Consider the following 25,221-nt stretch of genomic DNA (forward strand, 5'->3'; position numbering starts at 1 on the left):
AGGAGAAATTTAGAGGGGAATGACGCGACGTATGAACGATACTATTTTAAAAGCGTTTAAAGGAGAGGCGACAGACTATGTACCTGTGTGGTATATGCGCCAAGCCGGACGCTACCAACCGGAATATCGAGAGATTAAAAAGACGAGGTCACTATTCGAGATCACGCATGATCCTGAACTTTGTGCATATGTCACGGAACTTCCGGTGAAACAACTCGGAGTCGACGCGGCCATTCTATATAAGGACATTATGACGCCACTTCCGTCTATGGGAGTCGATGTCGAGATCAAGAGCGGGATTGGACCGGTCATCGACAATCCGTATCGAACGATGGAAGATGTGGAACGTTTGAAACCGTTAAACCCGGAAGATATCTCATACGTTTTTGACACGATTCGTCTACTACGGGAACGACTAGAAGTTCCGCTTATCGGCTTCTCAGGCGCACCGTTCACATTGGCGAGCTATATGATCGAAGGGGGACCGTCGCGGAACTACCATCGTACGAAAGCACTCATGTATGCAGAACCGGATGTATGGAATGCATTGATGGAAAAACTCGGCGACATGGTCATCACGTATGCGAAGGCGCAAGCGGATGCCGGCATTCAAGCGTTCCAATTGTTTGATTCGTGGGTCGGGACGCTCAGCCGCAAAGATTATGCACGTTACATCAAACCGACGACGGAGCGTATCTTTAAAGAACTACGTTCACTCGACATTCCACTCATCATGCATGGTGTCGGAGCGAGCCATCAAATCGAAGAATGGCACGACCTTCCACTTGATGTGGTCGGGCTTGACTGGCGCCTGTCGGTACAGGAAGCACGGGACCGTGGTATTACAAAGGCGGTTCAAGGAAATTTAGACCCGTCGTTCTTGTTAGCTCCATGGCCGGTCATCGAAGAGAAGGTTAAGGAAATTTTAGATGAAGGAATGAAACAGCCAGGATACGTCTTCAACTTGGGACATGGGGTGTTCCCTGAAGTCGACCCGGCCGTACTCGTCAAATTGACGGCATTCATTCACGACTACTCACGCGAAAAAATGGGAGGCAACGAATCATGAAAACAGTCGGACTACTTGTCATGGCGTACGGCACACCGTACAAACCAGAAGATATCGAGCGGTATTACACGCACATTCGCTACGGACGCAAACCGTCACCGGAAGCACTCCAAGATTTGACGGAACGTTACGAAGCGATTGGTGGTGTATCTCCACTCGCAAAAATCACAATCGATCAAGCGGAGACGCTTCGTGACATCTTGAACGAGCGTCATGTAGGTGAAATCGAGTTCAAACTGTATATCGGATTGAAGCATATCGAACCGTTCGTAGAAGACGCGGTCGCGCAAATGGCGAACGACGGCATCAAAGAGGCGGTATCGGTTGTCTTAGCACCTCATTACTCGTCATATAGCGTCAAATCATACAACGGACGTGCTCATGAAGAAGCAGCGAAGTATGGCATCGACATTCGTTCGGTAGAGTCGTGGTATGATGAGCCGAAGTTTATCAAATGGTGGGCGAATGCGATTAACGATACGTATGCGTCATTGCCTGTACCGGCTGAAAAGACATGTCTCATCGTTTCAGCGCATAGTCTTCCTGAGAAAATCTTGGCTGGTGGCGACCCGTATCCGGATCAGTTGAAAGAAACAGCTGATAAAATTGCCATTGAGACAGGCGTCCCGCATTATGAGATTGGTTGGCAGTCAGAAGGAAACACGCCGGACCCATGGATTGGACCAGATGTCCAAGATTTGACGGCTGAACTTTATGAAAAGCATGGCTACGAGGCGTTCGTCTATACGCCGGTCGGCTTTGTTGCAGACCATCTCGAAGTATTGTTCGATAACGACGTCGAGTGTAAAGTTGTCTGTGACCGCCTCGGTGTTCACTACGCACGTCCGGCTATGCCAAATGCAGAGCGAAGCTTCATCGAAGCCATCGCGGATCGAATGGAAAGCGTGATTGTGCATCATGCGTAAATTCACGATTGTCGGTGGTGGGATCACAGGTCTCACCGCCGCTTTTTATGCAGAGCGTTATTTGCCGGAAGACGTGACCATCACGTTGCTCGAGGCGACGGATCGCCTCGGAGGAAAGATTGATACGTATGAAACGGGCGAGTTTGCGGTGGAACGTGGTCCGGACTCGTATGTCTTTCGTAAGACTGCGATGACGGAATTGATTGAAGACGTCGGTTTAGGCGATGAACTCGTTCGCAATGGAGTCGGTCAAGCTTACGTTCTTCATCATGACGGGCTCCACCCGATTCCGAAACAGACGGTGATGGGGATCCCGCTCGACGTCAATGCGTTTCGTGAGACGACGTTGCTCTCGGAGGAAGAGCATGAGGACTTGAAGCAGATGTTGCTGTCCCCTCCAGATGTAAAAGCGCCAGACTCGGACGTCTCACTCGGCCTCTACCTTCGTGAGCGTGTCGGGGACCCAATCGTCGACCGATTGATTGAACCGTTACTCTCTGGTATCTATGCTGGAGACATCGATCAAATGAGTGCGATGTCGACATTCCCGCAGTTCATCGAGGGAGAAAAGAAATACGGCAACTTGTATGAAGGGATGCGACACTTACGACCGGAACAACGAGTCGCAGAAGTCGGAGCAAAGAAGGTCGGTCAGTTCGCTTCGTTGAAACGTGGACTCAAATCACTGACAGACCGCTTGGCAGAACGGTTGGAACGTACTGAAATCGTATTAAACTGTTCCGTCGAACAAGTATCCGAACGTGAGGACGGGTACCGTCTCTTCACGAGTCGCGGAGATATCGACACGGACCATCTCGTGTTGACGGTCCCACCGCGCCTCATTCGTCAGTTCCTCCCGAAAGTCGACAGTGACTTTTTGGCGGACATGAAGCCACATGCGACGGCCACATGCTCGCTTGTCTTCAAAGAAGAAGATATTGAGCTTCCGTTCGTCGGGACAGGGTTCGTGACGAGTCAAGAAGCGGATGTGACGATCACGGCATGTACGTTCATCGACCAGAAATGGCCGCATGCGGTGCCGGAAGGATATCACGTCCTTCGTGTCTTTTTAGGTCGTCCGGGGGCAGATGATATCGTCGAAGCATCCGATGAAGAAATCATCGAGACGGCATTACACGATCTCCGTGGCCTGATGCGCATTCATCGTGAACCGGTTCAAACCGTCGTTAGTCGACTCCGTGATGGACTGCCTCCTTATGCGGTCTTTCATGCGGACCGTGTCAAAGCACTCCGAGCCGAGATGAGCCGGGTATATCCAGGCGTCATTCTCGCCGGAATCGCCTATGACGGAATTGGGATGCCGGACTGTGTGAAGAGTATTCGGGAACAAGTGAAGGCATTGCGTGAAAAAAATTGAGATTTGATGAAGGGAGGGTTCGGATTGTTCCGCAACCCTCTCTTTTTGTTATAGTTAGAAGCGAAAGAGAAAAAGGAGTGATGGAAGATGGCAACGTATAAACTTTTTGTATCAGACATGGACGGTACGATTTTGCACAACCACACCAAAATCGCGGATGAGACAGCGGAGATCGTTCGTGAAGCAGAGGCGGCAGGAATTCGCTTTGCGATTGCGACGGGGCGCAACTATGTGAATGCGAAACAGATTTTAGACGAGGTCGGACTCTCTTGCCCAATCGTATCGTCGAATGGGGGACGCGTGCTCGACACGTCGGGAGAAGTCCTTCACGAAATCGATTTGACGATTGATGAGGCGCTTCAAGTCATCAATGTTCTTCATCAAGATGACAAGTATGCGGACGTCTTTTATGAAATGTACACAGAAGCGGGACTCGTAGCGAGCCGTGGCGACTTGATTGAAGCGTCGATGAAAAACTTGAAAGCGAATGGTGACGACCGCTCGCTCGAGATGTACGAATTCTTTAAGAATCGCTATTACGTCAATGAAGACGTCAAAATTGTTGATGACATCGAGGGCTTCATTCGTGAAGAAGCAGGACGTGTCTATAAGTTCATCGCGTTCTCAAGTCATCTCGAGAAGATGAACGGGCTTTGGAAAGAAATCGAAGACCAAGTCGAAGGAGTGTATGTCACGTCTTCAGGCAATGACAACATCGAAGTGATGGCACACGGTGCAGATAAAGGGAACGGTGTGACAAAACTTGCTGAACACTATGGCATCGATTTATCTGAAGTCGTCGTCATCGGGGATAACTTGAATGACGTGCCGATGTTCAAAGTGGCCGGAAAAGGAATTGCGATGGGCAATAGCCACGAAGACTTGATTGCCATCAGTGACCATGTCACCGAACGTCATGATGAGTATGGTGTGGCGAACGCATTGAAGCGCGTGATGACAGGTGAGTGGAAGTAAAAGATTTGTCGAGAACTCGACTCGTTTCGTATAATACGAGTAACGAACATCCGACTAGGAGGAAATAAACTGTGAAATTTATTTTTAATCCGGATATCCGCGACCCGAAGATTAACTTGGCGGTTGAAGAGTATATCCTTAAACATCTGAACGTCGATCATGAAGATTACTTCCTGTTCTATATTAACGGTCCATCCATCATCATCGGGAAGAACCAAAACACATCAGAAGAAGTCAACTTGAAGTACATCGAAGAGAATGGCATCGATGTCGTTCGACGTCTCTCTGGTGGGGGCGCCGTCTATCACGATGAAGGGAACTTGAACTTCAGCTTCATCACAAAAGACGATGGCAACTCGTTCAACAACTATAAGAAGTTCACACAACCGATCGTAGATGCGCTTCGTAACCTTGGTGTCGAGGCAGAGCTGACGGGTCGTAACGACATTCAGGTCGGTGAGCGTAAAATCAGCGGGAACGCCCAATTCACGACGCGTGGACGCATGTTCAGCCACGGGACGCTCATGTTCAACTCGAACATCGAAGAGGTCGTGAACTCGCTTAACGTCTCGGAAGAGAAAATGCGTTCAAAAGGAATCAAGTCCGTTCGTAGCCGTGTGGCGAACATCACTGAATTTTTAGAGCGTGAGATGGAGATGGAACATTTCGTCGAGGCGCTCCTCCATTCGATTTATGATGGAGAACAACCGGAACGCTATGTACTTCGTGACGAGGATTGGGAAATCGTCCATGATATCTCGAAAGAACGCTATGCGAACTGGGACTGGAACTTTGGGAAGTCACCGAAGTTCGACGTCGAGTCGAAACGTCGTTTCCCAATCGGAACAATCGATGTCCGCTTGAACGTCAACAAAGGGACGATCACAGAAGCGAAAATTTACGGAGATTTCTTTGGTGTCGGTGACATCCAAGACGTCGAGCAAGCGCTCGTTGGGACGCGTTTCGAACGTGCGGCCATCCGTGAGCAATTGATGCAACTCGATTTGAAACATTACTTCGGAAATGTCGAGCTCGAGGAATTAGTCGATTTGATTAGTTAAGTTAGTCATGGCGGTCTCTACGGAGGTCGCCTTTTTTGGCAGTTTCGTGAACGTTGATCATACGGATTGCGCCTCGATGGGAGAAGGCGTATCATAATTTGTGCAAGCGCTTTCGTAGCGGCTGATTAAAAATAGGAGGAATCACTATGTATCGAAGGCTCAGTGAATGGATGGACCCGAGTCGGATGTGGGTGACGGAACAATCAACGTTTGAACGTGCGATGATGGCGGTAGGTCTTGAATTGGAACGAAAAGGCATGGTCAGTTCTTCATTTACGCGAGTTGTTCTCGATCAAGAATCGATCATTCCTTCCGGGGTAAGTGATGTCGCTGTGCCAGTTGCGGTCATTGATGTTCCCATCTCTATAGCGAAACGAGACGGCATTTCCCTGCTTCACCTGTTGAATCCGTGTGAAGTAAAAACCATCACGGGAGAAATGATTCAAGCGAAAGCGATTTTATTGATTACGGCTACGAATGAATCGAAAAAACAGGGCTATCATAAACTGATTGATGATTTGCTCATGGATGATGAATCCCTTCAAGCGCTCGTACACGTGAAAAGTCGCGCCGGATTGTTCCACTTACAGGCGAATTTTTTGGAAGCGTTTTCTTATTGAAACATTTCATGTACAATAGAAGTAATTGAAAAGAGCGCGGACAACGTGCTCTTTTTTATGGCTCAAAAGTGAATCATCATTCATTTAAAGGGGGATTACCATGGCAAACTTAGTCAAGTCACTACAAGAAGTAGTGATGGCTCACCCGCAGAAAGCAGCGTATGTGTTTGGGGAAGACACGGTGAGTTACGGACAGTTTTATGGGCAAGTCAAGGCGATGGCGTCGACACTTGAGCAAAAAGGAATTGGACAAGGCGATCACGTCGCCCTCGTTCTCGGAAACAGTCCTGCGTTCCTGATTGCATATTTCGCTGTGTTGTCACGTGGAGGGGTCGTCATTCCGATCAACCCTACATACACGCCTGATGAAATGGCCTACATTCTGCTTGATGGGGATGTAAAAGGGATTGTTGGCTTATCACCGCTCGTCGCACAGGCGGAAGCGGCACTCACGAAGTTGCCTCACTTAAAACTCGTGATTTCCGTTCCATATGCCGATGTTCCGGCATTGAAGCGGGAAGGGACGATTGAATTCATCCCATTCGCAGAAGCGTTTGCTGAAACAGAAGGGACGTTCATCGAAGTGGACGAGGATGAAGTTGCCGTCATCCTTTATACGAGTGGGACGACCGGAAAACCGAAAGGGGCTCTGCTCACGCATCGAAACTTGTTCTCAAACGCACATTCGATCGGAGAGTATTTAGACATCACTCCAGAGGATAAGGCATTGGCGGCATTGCCGATGTTCCACGTGTTCTGTTTGACGGTCATCGTCAATGCACCACTCCTCCGAGGGGCGACGATTGTCATCTTACCGAAGTTCTCTCCACAAGATGTGTTCGATCTAGTACCGAAGCACCGTGTGACGTTATTTGCCGGAGTGCCGACGATGTACAATTTCTTGTTACAGACAGCAATGAAAGTACCGGCCTACACGTCTGCGTTGAAGCATGTCCGTGTGTTCGTCTCAGGAGGAGCAAGCTTACCAGTTCAATTGCTCGAGTCATTTGAGCAGATGTTTGAGTGCAAGATTCTTGAAGGATACGGTCTGTCGGAGGCGTCACCGGTCACCTGCTTCAACCCGCTCCATGGCGAGCGTAAAGCAGGGTCAATCGGCCCTTCCATCGTTCATGTCGAAAATAAAGTCGTCGACGAGCTTGGGGAAGAAGTCGGCGTCGGTAAAGTCGGAGAGTTGATTGTACGAGGACCGAACGTCATGAAAGGGTATTACAAATTACCGGAAGAAACGATGATGACACTTCGGGACGGATGGCTCTATACGGGCGATTTGGCTCGACGTGACGAGGATGGTTACTTCTATATCGTCGACCGGAAAAAGGATATGGTCATCGTCGGGGGATATAACGTATACCCTCGTGAGGTAGAGGAAGTATTGTATCAACATCCGGATATCGTCGAAGCTGCCGTCATCGGTGTACCGGATGCGGAGCAAGGAGAAGCGGTGAAGGCATTCGTTGTCACGAAACATGACGGTGTCACGAAAGAAGAGATCCGTGCATATACACAAACAAAGTTAGCGAAATATAAGCAGCCGACTTATATTGAGATTATCGAGGAACTTCCGCGAAACACGACTGGAAAGATTTTACGAACGGTCTTGAAGAGCGAAGCGTTTCAAAATAGTTGAGTAGAGAGGGGCGACTACGAGTCGTTCCTTTTTTATCTTTTCGTTTGACACTGTTAGGGGGTAGGGGTATATTAGTGGTGAGGTGATCAACATGGATGAATTTATGCATGACCAACCACTCGTTCCGCGTGATGATGCCGAACGGGAGGCACTCGGGAAACGTCTAAAACGAATCGAAGGACAAGTCCGAGGGATTCAAAAAATGGTCGAGAACGACCGCTATTGTGTCGATATTTTGACTCAGACGTCAGCCATTCAGGCCGCTCTGAAGCAAGTCGAGATGCAACTGTTAGAGCGTCATATGCGCAAGTGTTTGGTTCACGCAAGCGAGACGGAAAACATGGAACCTTACATTGATGAGTTGATGACGATCGTCAGCCGCATCAAAAAATAAGGAGGGATGTCATGAAAACCGTTGAGTTATCCATACAAGGAATGACCTGTGCGGCTTGTTCGGCACGAATTGAAAAAGTATTGAATAAGATGGACGGAGTGGAAGCGACGGTCAACCTTCCGCTTGAGACGGCGACCATTCGTGTCGATGAAGGCATTACAGAAGAAGAGCTGATTGCGCGGATTGAGAAAATCGGATACGGGGCCGAGCCGAAAGTAGAGATGGCGCCGCCGCATGACTTACGTCCATTACAGCGGAAGGTCATCATCTCTGCACTGTTGTCGGCCCCATTACTCCTCGTCATGTTGACGCATATCCCGGGACTCGGATTTCATGCACCATGGCTGATGAACCCATGGTGGCAATTCGCCTTAGCGACCCCCGTTCAGTTTTGGATTGGGGCGCAGTTTTATCAAGGGGCATATAAGAGCTTGAAGAGCGGTTCGGCGAACATGGACGTGCTCGTCGCGACGGGGACATCGGCCGCATACTTCTATTCCATTTTTGAAATGATTGTGCACCCGATGAATCCACATCTCTATTTTGAGACGAGTGCCGTCCTCATCACGCTCGTCTTACTTGGGAAGTGGTTAGAAGGACGAGCGAAAGAGAAGACGACCGATGCGTTGAAATCACTCTTGTCGCTTCAGGCGAAAGAAGCCATCCTGTTCGTTGATGGTGAAGAACGGTCTGTCGCTGTCGAACTCGTCAAAGTAGGAGACGTCCTCGTCGTGCGTCCGGGAGAGAAAATTCCGGTCGATGGACGGATCATTGAGGGAGAGACAGTCATCGATGAATCGATGTTGACAGGAGAATCGATTCCAGCGGAGAAGACGGTCGACGCCGAAGTCGTCGGCGGAACGATCAATCAGTCCCATCGTATTCTCATGCGTGCGGAACGAGTCGGGAAAGAGACGATGCTCGCTCAAATCGTACGTGTCGTCGAACAGGCACAAACGGATAAGGCGCCGATTCAACGTCAGGCTGACCGCATCTCGGGTGTCTTCGTGCCGATTGTCGTAGCCATCAGTGCCCTCACATTCGCGGTCTGGGCATTCCTATTAAATGATATCGATACGGCCATTCGGGCATCGATTGCCGTACTTGTCATCGCCTGTCCGTGTGCCCTCGGTTTGGCAACTCCGACATCGATCATGGTCGGAACGGGACGAGCGGCAGAACAAGGTGTGTTGTTCAAAGGTGGGGGACAACTCGAATCACTCAATGAATCAAACATCGTTGTTTTTGATAAGACAGGGACATTGACGAACGGGACACCGGAAGTGGTGGAAACGTTCGGAGATGAAGCGATGCTCCGCCGTGCCGTCATGGCAGAACGGCAATCGACGCATCCTTTGGCAGCTGCCATCGGTCGGGAAGTCGGCGACGGTGTCGTGACGAAAGTGGAAGAGTTAGCCGGAAGAGGAGTCAAAGCGGTCGTTGATGGGAAAGAACTCATCATCGGCTCTGTTCGAATGATGGAAGAGCTCGGATACAACTTGCCAGATTGGTCGATGGGGGCGATGACCCCGGTCTACGTTGCGGATGAGAGCGGGATTGTCGCAGCGTTCGGGCTACAAGATCAATTGAAACCGAAAAGTCGTGAAGTCGTGCAAGCGCTTAGTCAAACGCGTGACGTGTACGTCTTGACGGGTGATCGGAAGGAAGTCGCCTACGCGATTGCCGACGAACTTGGCATCCCTCATCATCAAGTGATTGCCGAAGTCCTTCCGGTTGAAAAGGCGGACCAAATCGAACGCTTAAAACAATCCGGTCGCGTTGCCATGGTAGGGGACGGCATGAACGATGCCCCGGCACTTGCGGTGGCGGACGTTGGGATCGCATTCGGGAGCGGTACGGATGTCGCACTCGAGGCGGCAGATGTTACAATTGTAGGGCAAGACATTGAAGGCGTGAGTCGAGCGATGAATATGAGTCGTTTGACGATGAAGAACATTCGTCAAAACTTGTTCTGGGCCCTTGCCTATAATAGTCTTGGTATCCCGGTCGCTGCAGCAGGGTTACTTGCCCCATGGATTGCTGGAGCAGCGATGGCGTTCAGTTCGGTGTCTGTCGTCTTGAACGCATTACGATTAAAAACACAAGGAGGATCATCATCATGAAAGAAACAACGTTAACCGTAGAAGGTATGACATGTAATCATTGCAAAGCTGCCGTCGAGGGGGCATTGAATGAATTGAACGGTGTCGAATCAGCGACGGTATCGCTTCAAGAGCATCGAGTCGACGTGATCCATCAAGATTCTGTCTCACTTGAGACGATGGTGGAGGCAGTCGAGGAACAAGGATATGACGTAAAAGCATAATCATGGTAAGTCCCGAGTGAAATCGGGACTTTTTTTTGTGGTATTCAATGAATAGGATGTGTGCTATATTTAAGTTGATAATGAGAATCGGTATCAACGGGAGGCGGACATCATGGAAATGATCATGATCAGTGGAGTGTTGGCGATGATTAGTGGGGGCGCGGCATTTTTGACGCAACAGTTACGAACAAATTCAGTACGCTGAAGAAGGTGCGATTTCGTTGCCTTCTTTTTTCTTTGACTTCATTTCTTTCCCATCATTTCACGACAATTGTTTGATATGATGAGAAAAAACGTGTTGAGGTGACTTGAATGTATACAATCTACTTAGTCGACGATGAAGCAAACTTAAATAAAATGCTCGTCACGTATCTAGAACAGGAAGGATACAACGTTCGCTCATTTGCGGATGGGACATCTGCACAAGAAGCGATTCCAGATCAACCGGATTTGTGGGTGCTCGATATCATGTTGCCAGACCTGGATGGCTTTCAATTGTTGAAACAAATCAAAGCCGTCAATGCGAATACGCCGACGATTTTCATCTCGGCGCGCGATGAGGATATCGACAAAATCATCGGACTCGAGATGGGTTCGGATGACTACATCGCCAAACCGTTCCTTCCAAGGGAACTTGTCATCCGTGTCAAAAAATTGATTGATCGTGTCTACGGTTCGAAGTCGAACGAGCATATCGAATACGGAGAGTACACGATTTATCCGGATAAACGTCTGATCAAGCACGGAGATGAAGAGATCGATTTGACTTCGAAAGAATTTGATTTACTGCTACTCTTCCTTGAACATCCGGGCTCCGCGTTGTCGCGTGAGCAAATTTTAGAAGGTGTTTGGGGGAATGATTATTTCGGATCGGACCGCGTCGTCGATGACTTGGTGCGTCGTGTCCGAAAGAAATTGCATCGCCTTGAGCTCGAAACGCTTTACGGTATCGGCTACCGTCTCGTCAGACCATGATGGACGCGCTTAAACCGAAACGTCTCATGTGGAAGATTTGGGTGCTCATCTTACTCATCATCGTGACGCTTGCGCTCATGATCTTGATTACGGTCCGTTCATCCATCACCCAGTTCATCGATGAACAAGTGTATGAGACGTTACGAGATGTGGACTATTATTTAGGGAACACGAATGAGTTAGAGAACTATCCCCAAAACCCGATTGAGTATGACCGACGCCAACAGGAGTCCCGTTCGGTCAACCAATTGATCTTTCTCCCGAACGGACGGATCATCTACGGATCGGCCCCGCTTGAATTGACGAACCGCATGTATCAGGAAGCGTTAAATCAAAGTGGTCAGGTCGAGCGGTATCAGACGACAATTGATGGGGAAGACGTCTATTACATCATTCGTCAAAATGAGTACGATGGAACGATTGTGTATCAGGCCTCCTACGCTTGGGATGCCTATCGTCGTGAGTTGGTGTCGACATTATACTGGCGAATCTCGATTCTGATTGGCATCATCAGCCTCTTGTCACTGATTCCAGCTTTATTGATGTCGCGTCAACTGACGAAACCGATTGTGGAGATGGAACGGGCCGTTGAGAAGATTTCGAATCGACAGTGGGAGACCGCTTTACCATTAGATCGTCAAGATGAACTCGGTCAGTTGGCCCATTCGATTGATGCCATGCGTAAGGAATTAAAAGAGCAGGATTTGGCACAACAAGCGTTGCTTCAAAACATATCGCATGACTTAAAGACACCGATCATGGTCATTCGAGGATATGCCCAATCGATTGGGGACGGTATTTATCCGACAGGAGACTTGAAAGGTTCTGCCGAGGTCATTGATGAGGAAGCGTCTCGACTCGAAAAGAAAGTCGTCGATTTGTTGTACGTCACAAAACTTGAATATTTCAAGGGACAGGAAATGAAACTTGAACCAATTAATCTCGACAAGTTGATGGAACTGCTCGTCGCGCGCTTCAAACTTAGAGGCCAGCTCGATTGGGAAATCAATGGCGAAGGCGGCGAGATGCTTGGAGACGGGGAACAGATCCGGGTCGCATTTGAGAACGTGCTCGACAATGCACTCCGTTACGCGGAATCTTGCATTCGCATCGACCTCCACCAAGATGACGCTGGCGTTGAAATCACCATCTTTAACGACGGACCGCCAGTTGATGAGAGTCTAGACTTGTTCCACCAATTCTCTCGAGGGAAGCAAGGGAAGTTCGGACTCGGTCTGTTCATCGTGCAGCGAATTGTGACACTTCACACAGGGGAAGTGTCTCTACGAAATACAGGAGACGGAACAGCAGTGCGATTTTACTTTCCCCGACTCAAGTCGAACCAACCTTTAAATTCGAATGCTTGATTTTCAAAACCAGCCAGGAAACGGCTGGTTTTTTCATGGGAAATAGACAAAAGCCGATTTGCGAGGCGCATCGAATCCTGGTATGAATGACATGTAAGTCATTACATACGTTATGGGGGATGAAAAGATGAGCAGATTGACCAATGAAACGAGAGCTTTAATTCCTGTATTTAACGAGTTTGGCGAAGCGGAAACACTTGTGTATCAACCAGAAGGCGTCATGCGAGTAAAAGGGTCGCCAATCGACTTATTAGAACACGCGTGTCTATACTACGGGTCGAGCATTCAAGGTCGAATCGAGGCAGCGCGACACGTCCTCGGACCACATCGAAAGACACCGGTCGTCATGGATTGGCATGCGGATGCCGTCTTCTTTCCGACGATTGCCAAAGAAAGTCCAGATTGTGCGTGGATCAACTTTCAACACGTGACGGCCATCAAGAAAGACGGAAAAGAGACTCTCATTCAGTTTTTGACGGGGGAATCGGTCAAGGTTCACGTATCTGATCATACCGTGTCGAGACAAAAACAACGGTCAATCGAATTATCGTACGCTTTTCAAAAACGTTTCCATGACAGCACATTGCAACACGCTTAAGGATTGAATTCAATGACAAACCCCTCTATGATGAAGAAGAGATATCATATGTGTATTTGCACATCTTCCGAAAGCGAGGGGTTTTTATGTTTTTTGAAAAAATGATTGAGCGAGGGAAACTGGTTATCGTGTTTCTTCTCGTCGCAATCGTCGTGGGTGTGCTGACGTTCTTCCAGCTCCCTAAACGTGAGATTCCGGAAACCGGGATCAATATCGTACTCGTTCAAACACCGTATCCTGGTGCGACAGCGGAAACGGTTGAACGGAATGTTACCGGCGTGTTAGAAGAGGAACTACGTAGTTTAGAAGGAGTAGAGAACGTGACGTCGATCTCGGCTTCAGAGTTCTCGAACATCACGGTCGAATACGCGGACGGCACCGACCAGGAAGAGTTTCAGGCGAACGTTCGACAAGCGTTGTCGGATGCGACGCCTAAACTTCCTGAAAACGCGCTTGCGCCAACGGTCAATGATTCACTCGGGCAGTTACCTGTCGCATCGTATTTATTGACAGCAGACGATCGTGGATCATTTGAGGATGTTCGATCAGACATCGAACAATTAGAGTCGAAACTTTTGCGAACGGATGGCGTGACGGGAGTCACGATCAAAGGGTTACCAGAGCAGGAGTATGTCGTGTCACTTGACTCGGAAGAGCTGAGTTCACGTCAACTTGCCTTTCCTGATGTGTTAACGGCCATTAACGAAGAATACAAGACGACACCGCTCGGCCGTCAATCGACTGAAGAGGGGATTTATCAACTGGCAATCGATAACTTGACGAATGTAGACGATATGGAGCAAGTCATCGTCGGCTCATTCAATGGGGAACCGGTCTTACTAGCAGATGTCGGGACGGTCGAAGAGACAGCGAAAAGTGAAACCGATCTCGTTTCATTAGACGGAAAGCCGGCTGTTTCGATCACAGTTCCGATTGAATCAGGCTTGGATATTCCAACGATGCAAGACCGTGTCAACGAGGTAGTCGAAGATGGTCTTGGAGACTTAGACGGTTTTGAACTCGTTCCATATTATGAGCAGGCAAAAGCCGTCGATGCGATTTTCTCGTCATTGACACGCGAGTTCATTATCGCCATCATTGCCGTCATTGCCGTGACGACGATTGGTCTAACATTCTCTGGCTCGATTATCGTCAGTCTGGCAATTCCGTTGTCATTCTTGATCGCCTTGATCCCGTTACAGTTCACCGGGGTCGATTTGAACCAAATCTCGATTATCGGGGCAATCATCGCCTTAGGGATCTTGGTTGATGATGCGATTGTCGTCAATGACAACATCTTACGACGTTATCGTAACGGAGACTCGGCGATGCTTGGAGCAGTCCGAGGAACGAAAGAGGTATGGGGCTCGATTGTCACGTCGACACTCGCGGTCGTCTTTGCTTTCCTTCCGCTCACCTTGCTATCGGGCGCAAACGGTAACTTCATTCGCGCCTTGCCGACGGTTCTAGCCCTCTCTGTCTTGGCCTCGATGGTCATCAGTTTGACGCTCGTACCGATTGCGCAGTATCGTTTGAATCGTAAAGAAGTGAAAGTATCAAAACGTGAACCAGGTTGGCTCGGCGGACCGCTCAATCGACTCAGTAATTTCTACGCCGACCGCCTCTTACCGAGTGTCGCGAAGCGTCCGTGGACGTTTGGAATTGTCGGATTTGTCATCACGACGGCATTGTACGGTTTGATTTTACTCACGCCGTTTGAGTTCTTCCCAGCCGCGAACCGTCCGGAAGTCGTGACGAGTGTGACCTTCCCCGTTCAAACGGATTTGGAAGAGACAGAGACACGTCTTGAAGAAATTGAAGCGAGATTTAAAGAAGAAGAGGGTGTCGTGGAAACATCCGTCTTCGCTGGAGGCGGTCTCCCTGGTTTATTCACGGGTGGACTCGATCAGTCTGGTGAAAACACGGGGCAAGTGGTCGTTCGTGTCGACAACGAATCAATCGATGCCATCGAATTGATTGATAAGTATACGAACGTGTTGCGTGAAGACTATCCGGACGCCGAAATTTTCTTAGATACGCAACAACAAGGACCGCCGGCATCCGCACCTGTCGAATTCACGATGCGCAGCGAGACGATTGATCAACTCGTGGCTGCACGTGACCAAGTGAAAGCCGACCTTGAAGAAATTGACGGGGCCATCGTCCTCGATAATATTAAAGAACCGTTCCAAACACTCACATACGAATTAAATCGTGAGGAAATGGCACGGGCTGGCGTGACGGCAAAAACAATCAGTGACCAAATTCGTCTCGTCACAGACGGTGTTCCAATTGGTACATTCGATGACGGAGTGGAACAGCGTGACGTGAAAATCGTCATTGATGCAGAGGCGAACCGCGAAGCACTCGCCCTTGACGAGATTTTAATTCCTGTCCAAACAGAAGCAGGTCCGCCCGTTGCCCCACTTAGTACGTTCGTGACGGAAACGACAACAGAACAAATTCAGCAGATTCCTCGTGAGAATGGGGAGCGTTCGGTCACACTCCAAATCTATGCGAGCGAAGACATGGATGAAGAGACATTTAAACAAGATGTCGAGCAGGTGTTGGATGATGCGAAGTCGGGGTTAGAGGATGAAGGGATTACGTTCGACCAGTCCGGTGCGAGCGACACGCAGAACGAGTTCTTCTTAGAGCTTGCGACATTGTTCGTCGTCGTCTTATTCTTGATTTACTTGATCATCGCATTCCAGTTCAACTCACTCTCGTTGCCATTACTCGTCTTGTTCACAATCTATCTCGCGATCGCTGGAGCGGTCGTCGGATTGTTCGTGACTCAGACACCGTTCAGTTTCATGGCATCGATGGGGATGGTCTCGCTTGCGGGAATCGTCGTCCGGAACGCAGTCGTCCTGTTCGAGTTTATCGAACAACGCATTCGTGAAGGATTACCGGTCACGACCGCCGTTTACGAAGCAGGGCGCGCTCGGATTCGTCCGATTCTCTTGACGGCGCTCACGGCAGTCGTTGCCCTCTTACCAGTCGCACTTGGGGAAGACCCGCTCTTCAAACCGCTTGCGATCGGCATCGTATCGGGTATTCTATTCTCGACTGTATTGACTCTCGTTCTTGTTCCGGCGTACTACCTGATTTTGGCGAAACGTCGTCATAAGGACAAACCGTTTACAGAATGATTTAGCTTGAAGATGTGATGCCGTATGGTGTCACATCTTTTTTTGAACCATTTGTCACATGTTTTGGGTGATGTTGTATGGGTATAATTAGAAGAGAGGTTTTTGAACAGTATGGGAGGGAATTGAAGATGAACGATTCATATACTTGGCTCAATCGCCGCAAAGTACGACCGGCGTACAGTGTGACTGGGAGCCGTTCGTGGTCGAGTGAACGCGTCGTCCGACCAGATCGCGCACGTGGGAAGGTGGTACGTGATGTGAAACGTGTACGTCGTCCGTACGTAGACGAATACGGCAATCGTCGCTGGACAACGGGACGTGTGGTCGTCACGGATGCATCACGCAAAGCGCGGGCGCATGGACATGGCGATACAGCCGTACAATTAGAGTTCTCGACACCAACGCCATATGAACGTGTGAAAGAGATGATTCCAACGAAACGTGTTCTCGTTCCGGTCGTTGCTGGACTCGCGGTCGTCGGTGGGATTGCCGGTGTCGCCTATGCACTTCGCAAAAAGAAGCGGAATAAGAAGAACTAAAAAAATCGCCGAAATTTCGGCGATTTTTTTAATTGAAGCGTTCAGCGAGGATGCGCTCGAGTTCACGTTGCCCGAGTTCGCGCATTTCTGCTTCATTCTCTTCATCGTATGCATCATCCGAGAAGCGGCCGACAAATTCAACCTTGCCGTTACCGAGTTCACGGAACACTAAGTTTTTGCGATCGTTGTAAAAGACGACACGGTATTCACGACCATTTTCATGATCGTAGTTGAAGACGCCTTTGATGTGGTCCATGTTCTTCTCTTCGGGCTGATCCTCATCATCGTCCTCATCTTCTTCTGCTTCAGCAGCTTCATTAGCTTCATCAAGCGCGTCGGCGAGGACTACCGTTTCTTCTTTTTCTTCCGTCTCTTCCTCAGATGAGACGACTTCTTTTTTTTCTTCTTCTGTCATGTGAAACGACCTCCTTTGCTTACTTTCCTATCATACCCACTTTTTATAGTTGTGACTACTCAAAATGATGCGAACAAACACGGACGACATTCGAAGATGACATGATCAACCGTTGAAATAGCTGACGCTTGATCGATTCCGGGGCATCCACGGTCTTGAGCGCCTGTTCCATACATCCAAGCCAATGGCCGGCATGTGTCTCGGAAATGGGATGCTCATGATGAATCATCGCCAAGTTTCCACCGCCACGACGTTCAGAATACAACTTTGGACCGCCGAGCAACTGTGTTAAAAATTCAAATTGGTGCTGTTTGACTCGATCTTGATCTTCCGGAAATAGTGGAAGTAAAATTGGGTCGGCATAGACGAGGTCATAAAACGCGTCAACGAGTTGTTGTACACCACGTTCGCCTCCAAATTGTTCATAGGCACTCACATACATCCCCCCTCATACGTTCAGTCTAATCGATTTCAATCGAAAAAGGGAATGATGTGGGCTGCTACTTTTTTGAATAAGGTATAGAAGAGGTTTCCCTCTACAAATGCTTAGGGATGGTTCATAATGAAGAAAAAAGGGAAGGAGTGTTCGCTAAAATGACAGTGACCTTTCACGTTGGTCGATCGGGGACGGGAAAAAGTGAACAAATGATCCATGAGGTCATTCAAGAACTGAAACAAAACCCGAGCGGACCGACGATTTATATGATTGTACCGGACCAAATGTCGTTTGAGATGGAAAAGAAAATGGCGACAGTCGATGGTTTGCATGGCTCGACGCGCATTCAAGTCCTTTCGATGCGCCGTCTCGCCTTTTTGATGATGCGGGATGCCGGCGTAGCGACAGATCAATTCTTAGACCAGACGGGGACCCATTTGTTGTTACGGAGGGTCGTCGAGATGAGCGAAGAACGATTGACCTTGTTCCGCCGTACGATGAATCAGTTCGGATTTTATGAAGAATTGAACCAATTGATCTCGATGTTGAAGCGAGGGCTTGTTGAACCGGAACATTTATTGCGGTTAAGCGAACAGGCGCAGCACCGTGCTCTGAAGCTACAGGACCTTTCCATCATCTATGAAGGATTTTTAAAGATGACGGAAGGCAAGTCACTCCATGCAGAAGACTATTTCAACGTCATGCTGCAAATTATTCCGGAGACAGATTTGACGGATGTACGTGTCTATGTGGACGGATTCAACGAGTTTTCAGAGCAGGAGTTGGCGGTGCTCGTCGCACTCGCAGAGAAGGTCGATGTCGATGTGTTGCTGACAATCGATCCTGTCTCCTTGTATCGCCTCAATCCATTGTTTGGACCGACGCAACGGACGCTCATGCGTTTCAAAGAACTGTTGGCAGAACGGCAGATTCCTTCTCGAGACGAGCTGTATGATACCGTCTATCGTTACACGCATCCGAGTCTCCGTTACCTTGAGGCCACATTCGACCAATTGACGGCGGAACCTTACACTGGTTCAGAGAACCGGATTGATTTACATGCCGCAGTCGACCGGACCGTCGAGGTGGAGGCGGCGGTTCGAGAAGTCATCCGTCTGACACGTGAAGAAGGGTATCGTTATCGGGATATTGCGCTCGTGTCACGCTCACTCGATGAATATGGTGATTTGGCATCTCAGGCGCTCCAAAAGATGGGACTGCCATACTTCCTTGATGAACGGCAACCGATGCTTGACCATCCGCTCGTCGAACTGTTGAAAGCGACGATTGAGATTGCTTTACGTGGATACCGAGAAGAGTCCGTGTTCCGTGCCCTGAAAACAGAACTCGTCGTCCTTGATCCGGTGCATCGTCGTACGTCGGTTGACCGGCTTGAAGCGTTCGTCATCGAGCGGGGAATCAAACATTACCATTGGCATGACGAATGGCAATTGCGCCGTCGTTCCGGGGAAGAAGCGCGACTCACGAGCGAAGAACTCGATATTGAGGCTGAGCTGAATCGATCGCGGGAGCGTGTCATCGAAACGTTCGATCCGTTGCTATCGGATTTGAAACAGGCGAAGACGATGCAGGCTTATACGCACGCCATGTATGCCTTTTTAGAGCGTGTCGGTGTATCAGACTGTTTGACGCACTGGCGTGATGAGGCGATTGAAGAGGCGGAACTACTTGAAGCGCGTGAGCATACTCAAGTATGGGACGCGGTCTTGCACTTGCTCGAACAGTTAGAGGCCGCAGCTCCGGAAGAGACGTTGTCGACGGACTTGTTCCTACAGATGATGGACACCGGGCTAGATAGTCTTCGTTATGCGCTCATTCCACCTTCGCTTGATCAATTGACGATAACGGATTATGTGCGTGGTCGATTGATTGATAAGAAAGTTGTCTTCCTGCTCGGGGCGAATGAAGATCAAATTCCTCTTGTCACGACCCAGTCGAAACTGTTGACCGATCAAGATTTGGATTTCATGCATGAGAATGGACTTCGTGCCGGCAAGGCGACAGAGCATTTGTTCGATGATGAAACATATTACTTATACAAAGCTGTGACAGCGCCGAGCGAGCGGCTATACATTAGCTATGCCCTAGTAGACAGAACGGGGAAAGCCGTTCAACCGGCGCGCTTTATCGCTGACTTGAAGGCGCGACTTCACCAAAATGTCATCAAGACTCATTTTGCTGAAGCAGGTGAGCACCGACCGCGTGATCAATTCGCCTTCTTGACGAATGTGAATCAGACGGCGGCGGTAACGGCACTTGAACTTCAGCGGTTGAGTCGTCATTATCCGATTCAAGATATGTGGTTTGCTGTCTACAATGAACTGTTGAAGCATCCAGATGGACGGGAACGTCTCCAGTTGTTGACGAGCGCCCTCTTCTATCAAAACATCCCGGAATCGTTGGACGATCGTGTCGCAAAATCACTTTATACTCCGTCGATTCGGGCGAGTGTCTCCCGCCTTGAGACGTTCCAAGCCTGTCCGTTCAAACATTTCGCAAGTTATGGCTTGCGTCTGAAGGAACGACGATTATACCGGCTCGAGGCTCCGGATATCGGGAATCTATACCACCGTACCATCGAACATATGTCGCAGACTGTGAAGATGGAAGGAAAGGAATGGCGAGATGTCACCCCGGACGAGTGTTCCAATTTAGCGGAGCAGGCGGTCGAACTCGTGACCCCAGAGATTCAGCATGCCATCTTGATGAGTTCGAATCGTTACGCCTACTTAAAGAAAAAATTGACGGACGTCGTCAGTAAGACGGCAGAAGTGTTGATTGAACAATCAAAACGAGACGGCTTTGACCCGGAAGCGTTTGAACTCGCGTTCGGCAGCGGACAATTTCCACCCGTTTCGTTCACTTTATCGAACGGGGCGACCTGTGAACTGATCGGTCGAATCGACCGTGTGGACACTGCGATGGTCCACGACCAGCTATACGTCCGAATCGTCGACTATAAGTCGAGTAAACGTGAAGTCGACTTTGCAGAAATTTATTACGGTCTGGCGATGCAGATGCTCATCTATTTGAAGGTATTGATTGAGCAGGCAGAGGTGTGGACAAAAGAGAACGTGGCACCTGCTGCGGCGCTCTATTTCCACGTGCACCGACCACTCGTTCCACCTGCTGGTTCTGAAGAAGAGACGCGTCAAAAAGTATTGGAGTCATACCAGATGCAAGGGCTATTAGTAGATGACCCGGAAATTTTAGAGATGATGGACCGCTCGGCGAAAGGCACATTTAAAAAATCGATTGTCATCCCGGTCAAATATAAAAAAGATGGAACCCCTGACGCCAACACCTTGAAGAAGATTGTGACCCCTCCTCAGCTCGAACAGTTGATGGATCATGCGTTCGACGTCGTTAAAGCGAGTGCCGAGGAGATGTACAAAGGAAAAATTGACGTTGAACCTTATGAATATAAAGAACGGCGCCCATGTCAGACGTGTCCGTATCAGAGTGTCTGTCATTTTGACGAAGCGCTCTCGAATGCGCCACGTAAATTGAAGAAGCTTGAGAAAGAAGAGGTATTTCAGGAGTTAGGAGGCGATGACCGTGAAATGGACGAATGATCAGTTCGCCGCGATTGAAGCGAGAGGAAGTCACGTGCTCGTCTCGGCTGCGGCAGGGTCCGGAAAGACGGCAGTCCTTGTCGAGCGGTTGTCTAGTCGATTGCTTGATGAAACGGATGAACTCACGGCAGAACGGATGCTCGTCGTCACCTTTACGAATGCGGCAGCGGCAGAGATGAAACGACGAATCGCAAAGGCACTTGAAGAGGCGTTACGCGACGACCCGACAAATGAATATGTCCGAAAACAGCGGCAAATGTTGAACCGCGCACTCATTACGACCATCCATTCATTCTGTTTAGAGGTGATTCGTGAGAACTACTACCTATTAGATTTGGATCCGGCGTTTAAGATTGCGGAAGAACGGGACCTCGTCCTGTTGCAGGATGATGTCTTAGAAGAAGTGCTTGAGGAAGAGTACGGGAAACAGGATACCGATTTCTTCGCTCTTGTCGATGCGTATACGTCAGACCGGGGTGACAGTGAAATCGAGGATTTGATTCTTGGTTTATACCACTATGCGCGCACTCTCCCAAATCCTGATGCTTATTTAGACAAACTCGTGTCCATGTATACGTTCGGAGAAGATCCTGATGAGGAAGCAATCTTGATTGAGTTTGGACAGATGCTCTGGCATGACATCGAAAAAGCCGTACGAGATCTTCGGAAACTTGAAGCGGAGCTTCGGGTCGCCGGGTATGAGCCACAGTCTGAAAACATCCGGCAAGCGATTTTTCCGTTCGAACAGCTTGAAGGGGAGACCATTGTCTGGAGTGAACTCGAGACGGCGGCTCGTGCGATGAAGTTTGGCACGATGAAGGCTGTTCCGAAAAAAGAGGAGCACCAGATTTACCACGAGGTCCTCAAACCAGCTTACGACCAAGCGAAGAAAAAATTGACGGCAGTGGTGGAACAGGCTCGGGTCAGCGGGGCGGACTTATTGGAAAGCGTCTCGATGCAACAACCGCTCGTTGAAATCCTCGTTCGAACGGTCCGTGCGTTCGGCAAAGCCTATGAGCAAGCGAAGCGCGACCGTGCTTTTGTCGACTTCAGTGACTTGGAACATTATGCGCTCGCCATTTTACGACAAGATGGGGGACCGTCCGATGTTGCGGCGCTTTATAAAGAACGCTTCGCTGAGGTACTCGTTGATGAATATCAAGATACGAACGAGATTCAAGAAACGATCATCAATCTGGTCGCGAATGAACGAGAAGAAATCGGGAATTTATTTATGGTGGGCGACATCAAACAATCTATTTATCGATTCCGCCATGCCGAACCGGGTCTCTTCATCGATAAGGCGACGCGCTTTAGACAGGCGAACACAGGGAAGCGGATCGACCTCTCTCAAAATTTCCGAAGTCGTTCTGAAGTCCTCTACGGAATCAATGATTTGTTCGTCCAACTCATGGACGAAGAGGTCGGCGAAATCGCATATGATGAGGCGGCCCAACTTGTTCCTGGACGTGAGTATGAACCGATTCCGGCGGACCCTGAGTTTATTTTAGTCGATGGGGCGAGTCGTGAGTTATCGAAGCAAGAAGTAGAAGGACGGGCAATTGCTACGCGCATCTTAGAACTCGTATCGGGAGACGAACCGTTTAAAGTGACGGATGAATCCACCGGTCAACTCCGAAACTGTGAATATCGCGATATCGTGATTCTCGTACGTTCGAAAAAGGAACGTGTGGAGCAATTGATGGACATTTTGACACAGTACAATATTCCGGCCTACACCGACTCGGATGGCGGATATTTTCAAGCGACCGAGATTCGGATGATCCTTGCACTTTTGAAAGTGATTGATAACCCGCTTCAAGACATCCCACTTGCCGGCGCGCTGCGTTCTCCGATGTTCCGTTTCGATGATAGCGAGTTGGCACAGATTCGACTTGAATCAGAAGATTCATTCTATGAGGCGCTCAAGGCGAAAGCGGATGACGATGATGACCTTGGGATGAAATGCGGCGACATGCTTGACCGTCTCTCCCGTTGGCGCACTTATGCACGAAATCATAGCTTGTCGGAATTGATTCAACAATTATTCAATGACACCGGGTTTTATGACTTCTCAGGTGGATTACCTGGAGGAAAAGGGCGACAGGAAAACTTGAAGGCACTTTATGACCGGGCACTCGCCTATGAACGTAGTGGCTATCGAGGACTCTATCGCTTCTTACGCGTGATGGACCGTCTACAGGACACCGGTGAAGATTTGTCAGAGGCGCGGTCACTCGGGGACGAGGAGAACGTCGTTCGTATCATGACCGTGCACAAGTCGAAAGGTCTCGAGTTTCCGGTCACGATTGTTGCCCAACTCGGAAAACAATTTAATAAACGCGATCAAATGCAACGTGTCATTTTCCACAAACAGTACGGCATCTCGCTTGATGCGATTGACGTCGTGACACGTACGAAATCGGAGACGTTCGTGAAAGAGATGATTCGACGTGATTTAGATGCGACGATGAAAGCGGAAGAGATGCGTGTCCTTTATGTGGCCCTGACACGAGCGAAAGAAAAATTGATTCTCGTGGGAACGGTAGGCGAACCACTCAAACACCTTCAGCAGTGGCTTCAGGTCGGTCAATCTGGAGATCGATTGGCGAGTGAGGCGAGGCGAGAGGCAAAAACGTATCTCGACTGGATTGCACCGGCGCTCTTACGCCTACCGAGTGCCGCTTCGTTTATCGAATCATTCGGCTTCACGGTTCCCTCTACTTTCCAAGAGTCGACTTCATGGGTTTACCGTGTCATCGGAGAAGCGGACCTTGCAGAGATTGCGACCCTTCAAGAGATGATGGCACAGTTGCACCACGTCCAGCGATTTGAAGCAATCGATTTTCCCATTCAAAATGAAGAGGAAACGATTCGTGCCGTTAAGCGGGCTTTGACTTATGACTACCCAGCACGGGATGCGGTGCGTACGGCGGCGAAACAGACGGTGACCGAACTGAAGCGGGCGATGCAACTCGAACAAGCCGCCTTCGAAGATCCGGTACGTCCGATCGATACTCCTTATCGCGAACCGAAATGGCGTCAAGTCAAACAGACCGGTGCGGAGCGCGGGACGACGTTACACTTGATTTTCCAATTGGCTGATCCGAATCAACCGATTGTCGATCAAATCAATCAATGGGAAATGCAAGGGATGCTCAGTCCGGTCGAGGCAGAGACAGCACGCCTCGCCATCCCGGATATCGAGATGTTTTTCCAAACGGAAGTTGGTCAAGCGCTCGCCGATGCACTAGAGCGCGGGACGGCATGGCGAGAGCTACCTTTCACCTACACGGTGCCGGCCGAACGCGTCAATCCGGATGGACACTTCACGGATGAGCATGTCTTGATCCAAGGGATTATCGATTGTCTGTATTTCGATGGGGACTCGTATGTGCTCCTGGATTATAAATCGGATGCTGTCACGCATCTATCCGATTCTCGGGAAGACGCACATGAGCGATTACGAGAGCGATATGCGATTCAATTACAATTATATCGAGAGGCAATCGAGACGATTTGGGATATCCAAGTCGAACGGACTTTGATTTACTCACTTGATCTACAAGAAATCGTGACCGTGTCGACTAAATAAATGTGAATAAATGAAGAGCGATGTCAGTTATATGACATTGCTCTTTTCTTATGTGCACATTCACATTCGATTTCGTTGACAATCAAGTTGGAGAGGAGTAATTTATTTTATATAAAGAATTGTTCCATGTAGAACAATTCGATACGGA

Annotated in this window: 19 protein-coding genes; 17 read left to right on the plus strand and 2 right to left on the minus strand. The window is 49.2% G+C overall.

Features of this window, described 5'->3' with window-relative positions:
• Window positions 1-19 precede the first annotated feature (19 nt).
• The 15 genes from hemE to KNO73_RS00335 all read left to right on the plus strand — a co-directional run bounded on the left by hemE (window position 20) and on the right by KNO73_RS00335 (window position 17,031).
• Window positions 20-1,069: a uroporphyrinogen decarboxylase gene (gene hemE, locus KNO73_RS00265; RefSeq protein WP_015880943.1), complete on the plus strand. Its 1,050-nt coding sequence runs from the start codon at window positions 20-22 to the stop codon at window positions 1,067-1,069.
• Window positions 1,066-1,995 (plus strand): ferrochelatase, encoded by a 930-nt coding sequence (hemH, locus tag KNO73_RS00270; RefSeq protein ID WP_078146425.1) that lies wholly within the window; start codon window positions 1,066-1,068, stop codon window positions 1,993-1,995. Before hemE ends, hemH begins: the two co-directional genes overlap by 4 nt.
• Window positions 1,988-3,373 (plus strand): protoporphyrinogen oxidase, encoded by a 1,386-nt coding sequence (gene hemG, locus KNO73_RS00275; protein WP_214775723.1) that lies wholly within the window; start codon window positions 1,988-1,990, stop codon window positions 3,371-3,373. The genes hemH and hemG overlap by 8 nt, the downstream gene beginning before the upstream one ends.
• 87 nt (window positions 3,374-3,460) lie before the next feature.
• A complete protein-coding gene (locus tag KNO73_RS00280) occupies window positions 3,461-4,348 on the plus strand; it encodes a Cof-type HAD-IIB family hydrolase (RefSeq protein ID WP_015880946.1) in 888 nt (295 codons plus the stop codon).
• A gap of 71 nt (window positions 4,349-4,419) precedes the next feature.
• Window positions 4,420-5,409 (plus strand): lipoate--protein ligase, encoded by a 990-nt coding sequence (gene lplA, locus KNO73_RS00285; RefSeq protein WP_015880947.1) that lies wholly within the window; start codon window positions 4,420-4,422, stop codon window positions 5,407-5,409.
• A gap of 146 nt (window positions 5,410-5,555) precedes the next feature.
• On the plus strand, window positions 5,556-6,029 hold the full coding sequence (locus KNO73_RS00290; protein WP_215111894.1) for a PTS sugar transporter subunit IIA: 474 nt from the start codon (window positions 5,556-5,558) through the stop codon (window positions 6,027-6,029).
• A gap of 100 nt (window positions 6,030-6,129) precedes the next feature.
• Window positions 6,130-7,677 carry a fatty acid--CoA ligase family protein gene (locus KNO73_RS00295; protein ID WP_215111895.1) on the plus strand — a complete coding sequence of 516 codons (1,548 nt, stop codon included), beginning with the start codon at window positions 6,130-6,132 and terminating at the stop codon, window positions 7,675-7,677.
• A 91-nt stretch (window positions 7,678-7,768) separates the two neighbouring features.
• Window positions 7,769-8,071 carry a metal-sensitive transcriptional regulator gene (locus tag KNO73_RS00300; RefSeq protein WP_015880950.1) on the plus strand — a complete coding sequence of 101 codons (303 nt, stop codon included), beginning with the start codon at window positions 7,769-7,771 and terminating at the stop codon, window positions 8,069-8,071.
• A gap of 11 nt (window positions 8,072-8,082) precedes the next feature.
• Entirely contained in the window at window positions 8,083-10,194 is a 2,112-nt protein-coding gene (locus tag KNO73_RS00305) for a heavy metal translocating P-type ATPase (protein ID WP_078146432.1), read from the plus strand.
• Window positions 10,191-10,397 carry a copper chaperone CopZ gene (gene copZ, locus KNO73_RS00310; protein WP_074037662.1) on the plus strand — a complete coding sequence of 69 codons (207 nt, stop codon included), beginning with the start codon at window positions 10,191-10,193 and terminating at the stop codon, window positions 10,395-10,397. The genes KNO73_RS00305 and copZ overlap by 4 nt, the downstream gene beginning before the upstream one ends.
• Window positions 10,398-10,709: 312 nt before the next feature.
• Window positions 10,710-11,372 carry a response regulator transcription factor gene (locus KNO73_RS00315; protein ID WP_015880954.1) on the plus strand — a complete coding sequence of 221 codons (663 nt, stop codon included), beginning with the start codon at window positions 10,710-10,712 and terminating at the stop codon, window positions 11,370-11,372.
• 26 nt (window positions 11,373-11,398) lie between these two features.
• Window positions 11,399-12,739: a sensor histidine kinase gene (locus tag KNO73_RS00320; RefSeq protein ID WP_230233801.1), complete on the plus strand. Its 1,341-nt coding sequence runs from the start codon at window positions 11,399-11,401 to the stop codon at window positions 12,737-12,739.
• Window positions 12,740-12,866: 127 nt separating this feature from the next.
• Window positions 12,867-13,337, plus strand: a complete 471-nt coding sequence (locus tag KNO73_RS00325; RefSeq protein ID WP_015880956.1) for a competence protein ComK — start codon at window positions 12,867-12,869, stop codon at window positions 13,335-13,337.
• A gap of 86 nt (window positions 13,338-13,423) precedes the next feature.
• Window positions 13,424-16,492, plus strand: a complete 3,069-nt coding sequence (locus tag KNO73_RS00330) for an efflux RND transporter permease subunit (protein ID WP_078146433.1) — start codon at window positions 13,424-13,426, stop codon at window positions 16,490-16,492.
• Window positions 16,493-16,620: 128 nt separating this feature from the next.
• Window positions 16,621-17,031, plus strand: coding sequence for a hypothetical protein (locus tag KNO73_RS00335; RefSeq protein ID WP_074037659.1), 411 nt, complete (start codon window positions 16,621-16,623; stop codon window positions 17,029-17,031).
• Between the two features lie 28 nt (window positions 17,032-17,059).
• On the opposite strand, the gene KNO73_RS00340 is transcribed toward KNO73_RS00335, so the two are convergent.
• Complete coding sequence (locus KNO73_RS00340) at window positions 17,060-17,446, minus strand: hypothetical protein (RefSeq protein WP_015880959.1); 387 nt, start codon at window positions 17,444-17,446, stop codon at window positions 17,060-17,062.
• A gap of 55 nt (window positions 17,447-17,501) precedes the next feature.
• Window positions 17,502-17,882: a truncated hemoglobin gene (locus KNO73_RS00345; RefSeq protein WP_015880960.1), complete on the minus strand. Its 381-nt coding sequence runs from the start codon at window positions 17,880-17,882 to the stop codon at window positions 17,502-17,504.
• Between the two features lie 158 nt (window positions 17,883-18,040).
• On the opposite strand from KNO73_RS00345, the gene addB reads away from it, so the two are divergent.
• Window positions 18,041-21,478, plus strand: a complete 3,438-nt coding sequence (gene addB, locus KNO73_RS00350) for a helicase-exonuclease AddAB subunit AddB (protein WP_214685831.1) — start codon at window positions 18,041-18,043, stop codon at window positions 21,476-21,478.
• A complete protein-coding gene (gene addA, locus KNO73_RS00355; RefSeq protein WP_215111896.1) occupies window positions 21,456-25,073 on the plus strand; it encodes a helicase-exonuclease AddAB subunit AddA in 3,618 nt (1,205 codons plus the stop codon). Before addB ends, addA begins: the two co-directional genes overlap by 23 nt.
• Window positions 25,074-25,221 lie beyond the last annotated feature (148 nt).

This window comes from Exiguobacterium sp. s83 (assembly GCF_018617095.1).
Lineage (GTDB): Bacteria > Bacillota > Bacilli > Exiguobacteriales > Exiguobacteriaceae > Exiguobacterium > Exiguobacterium profundum.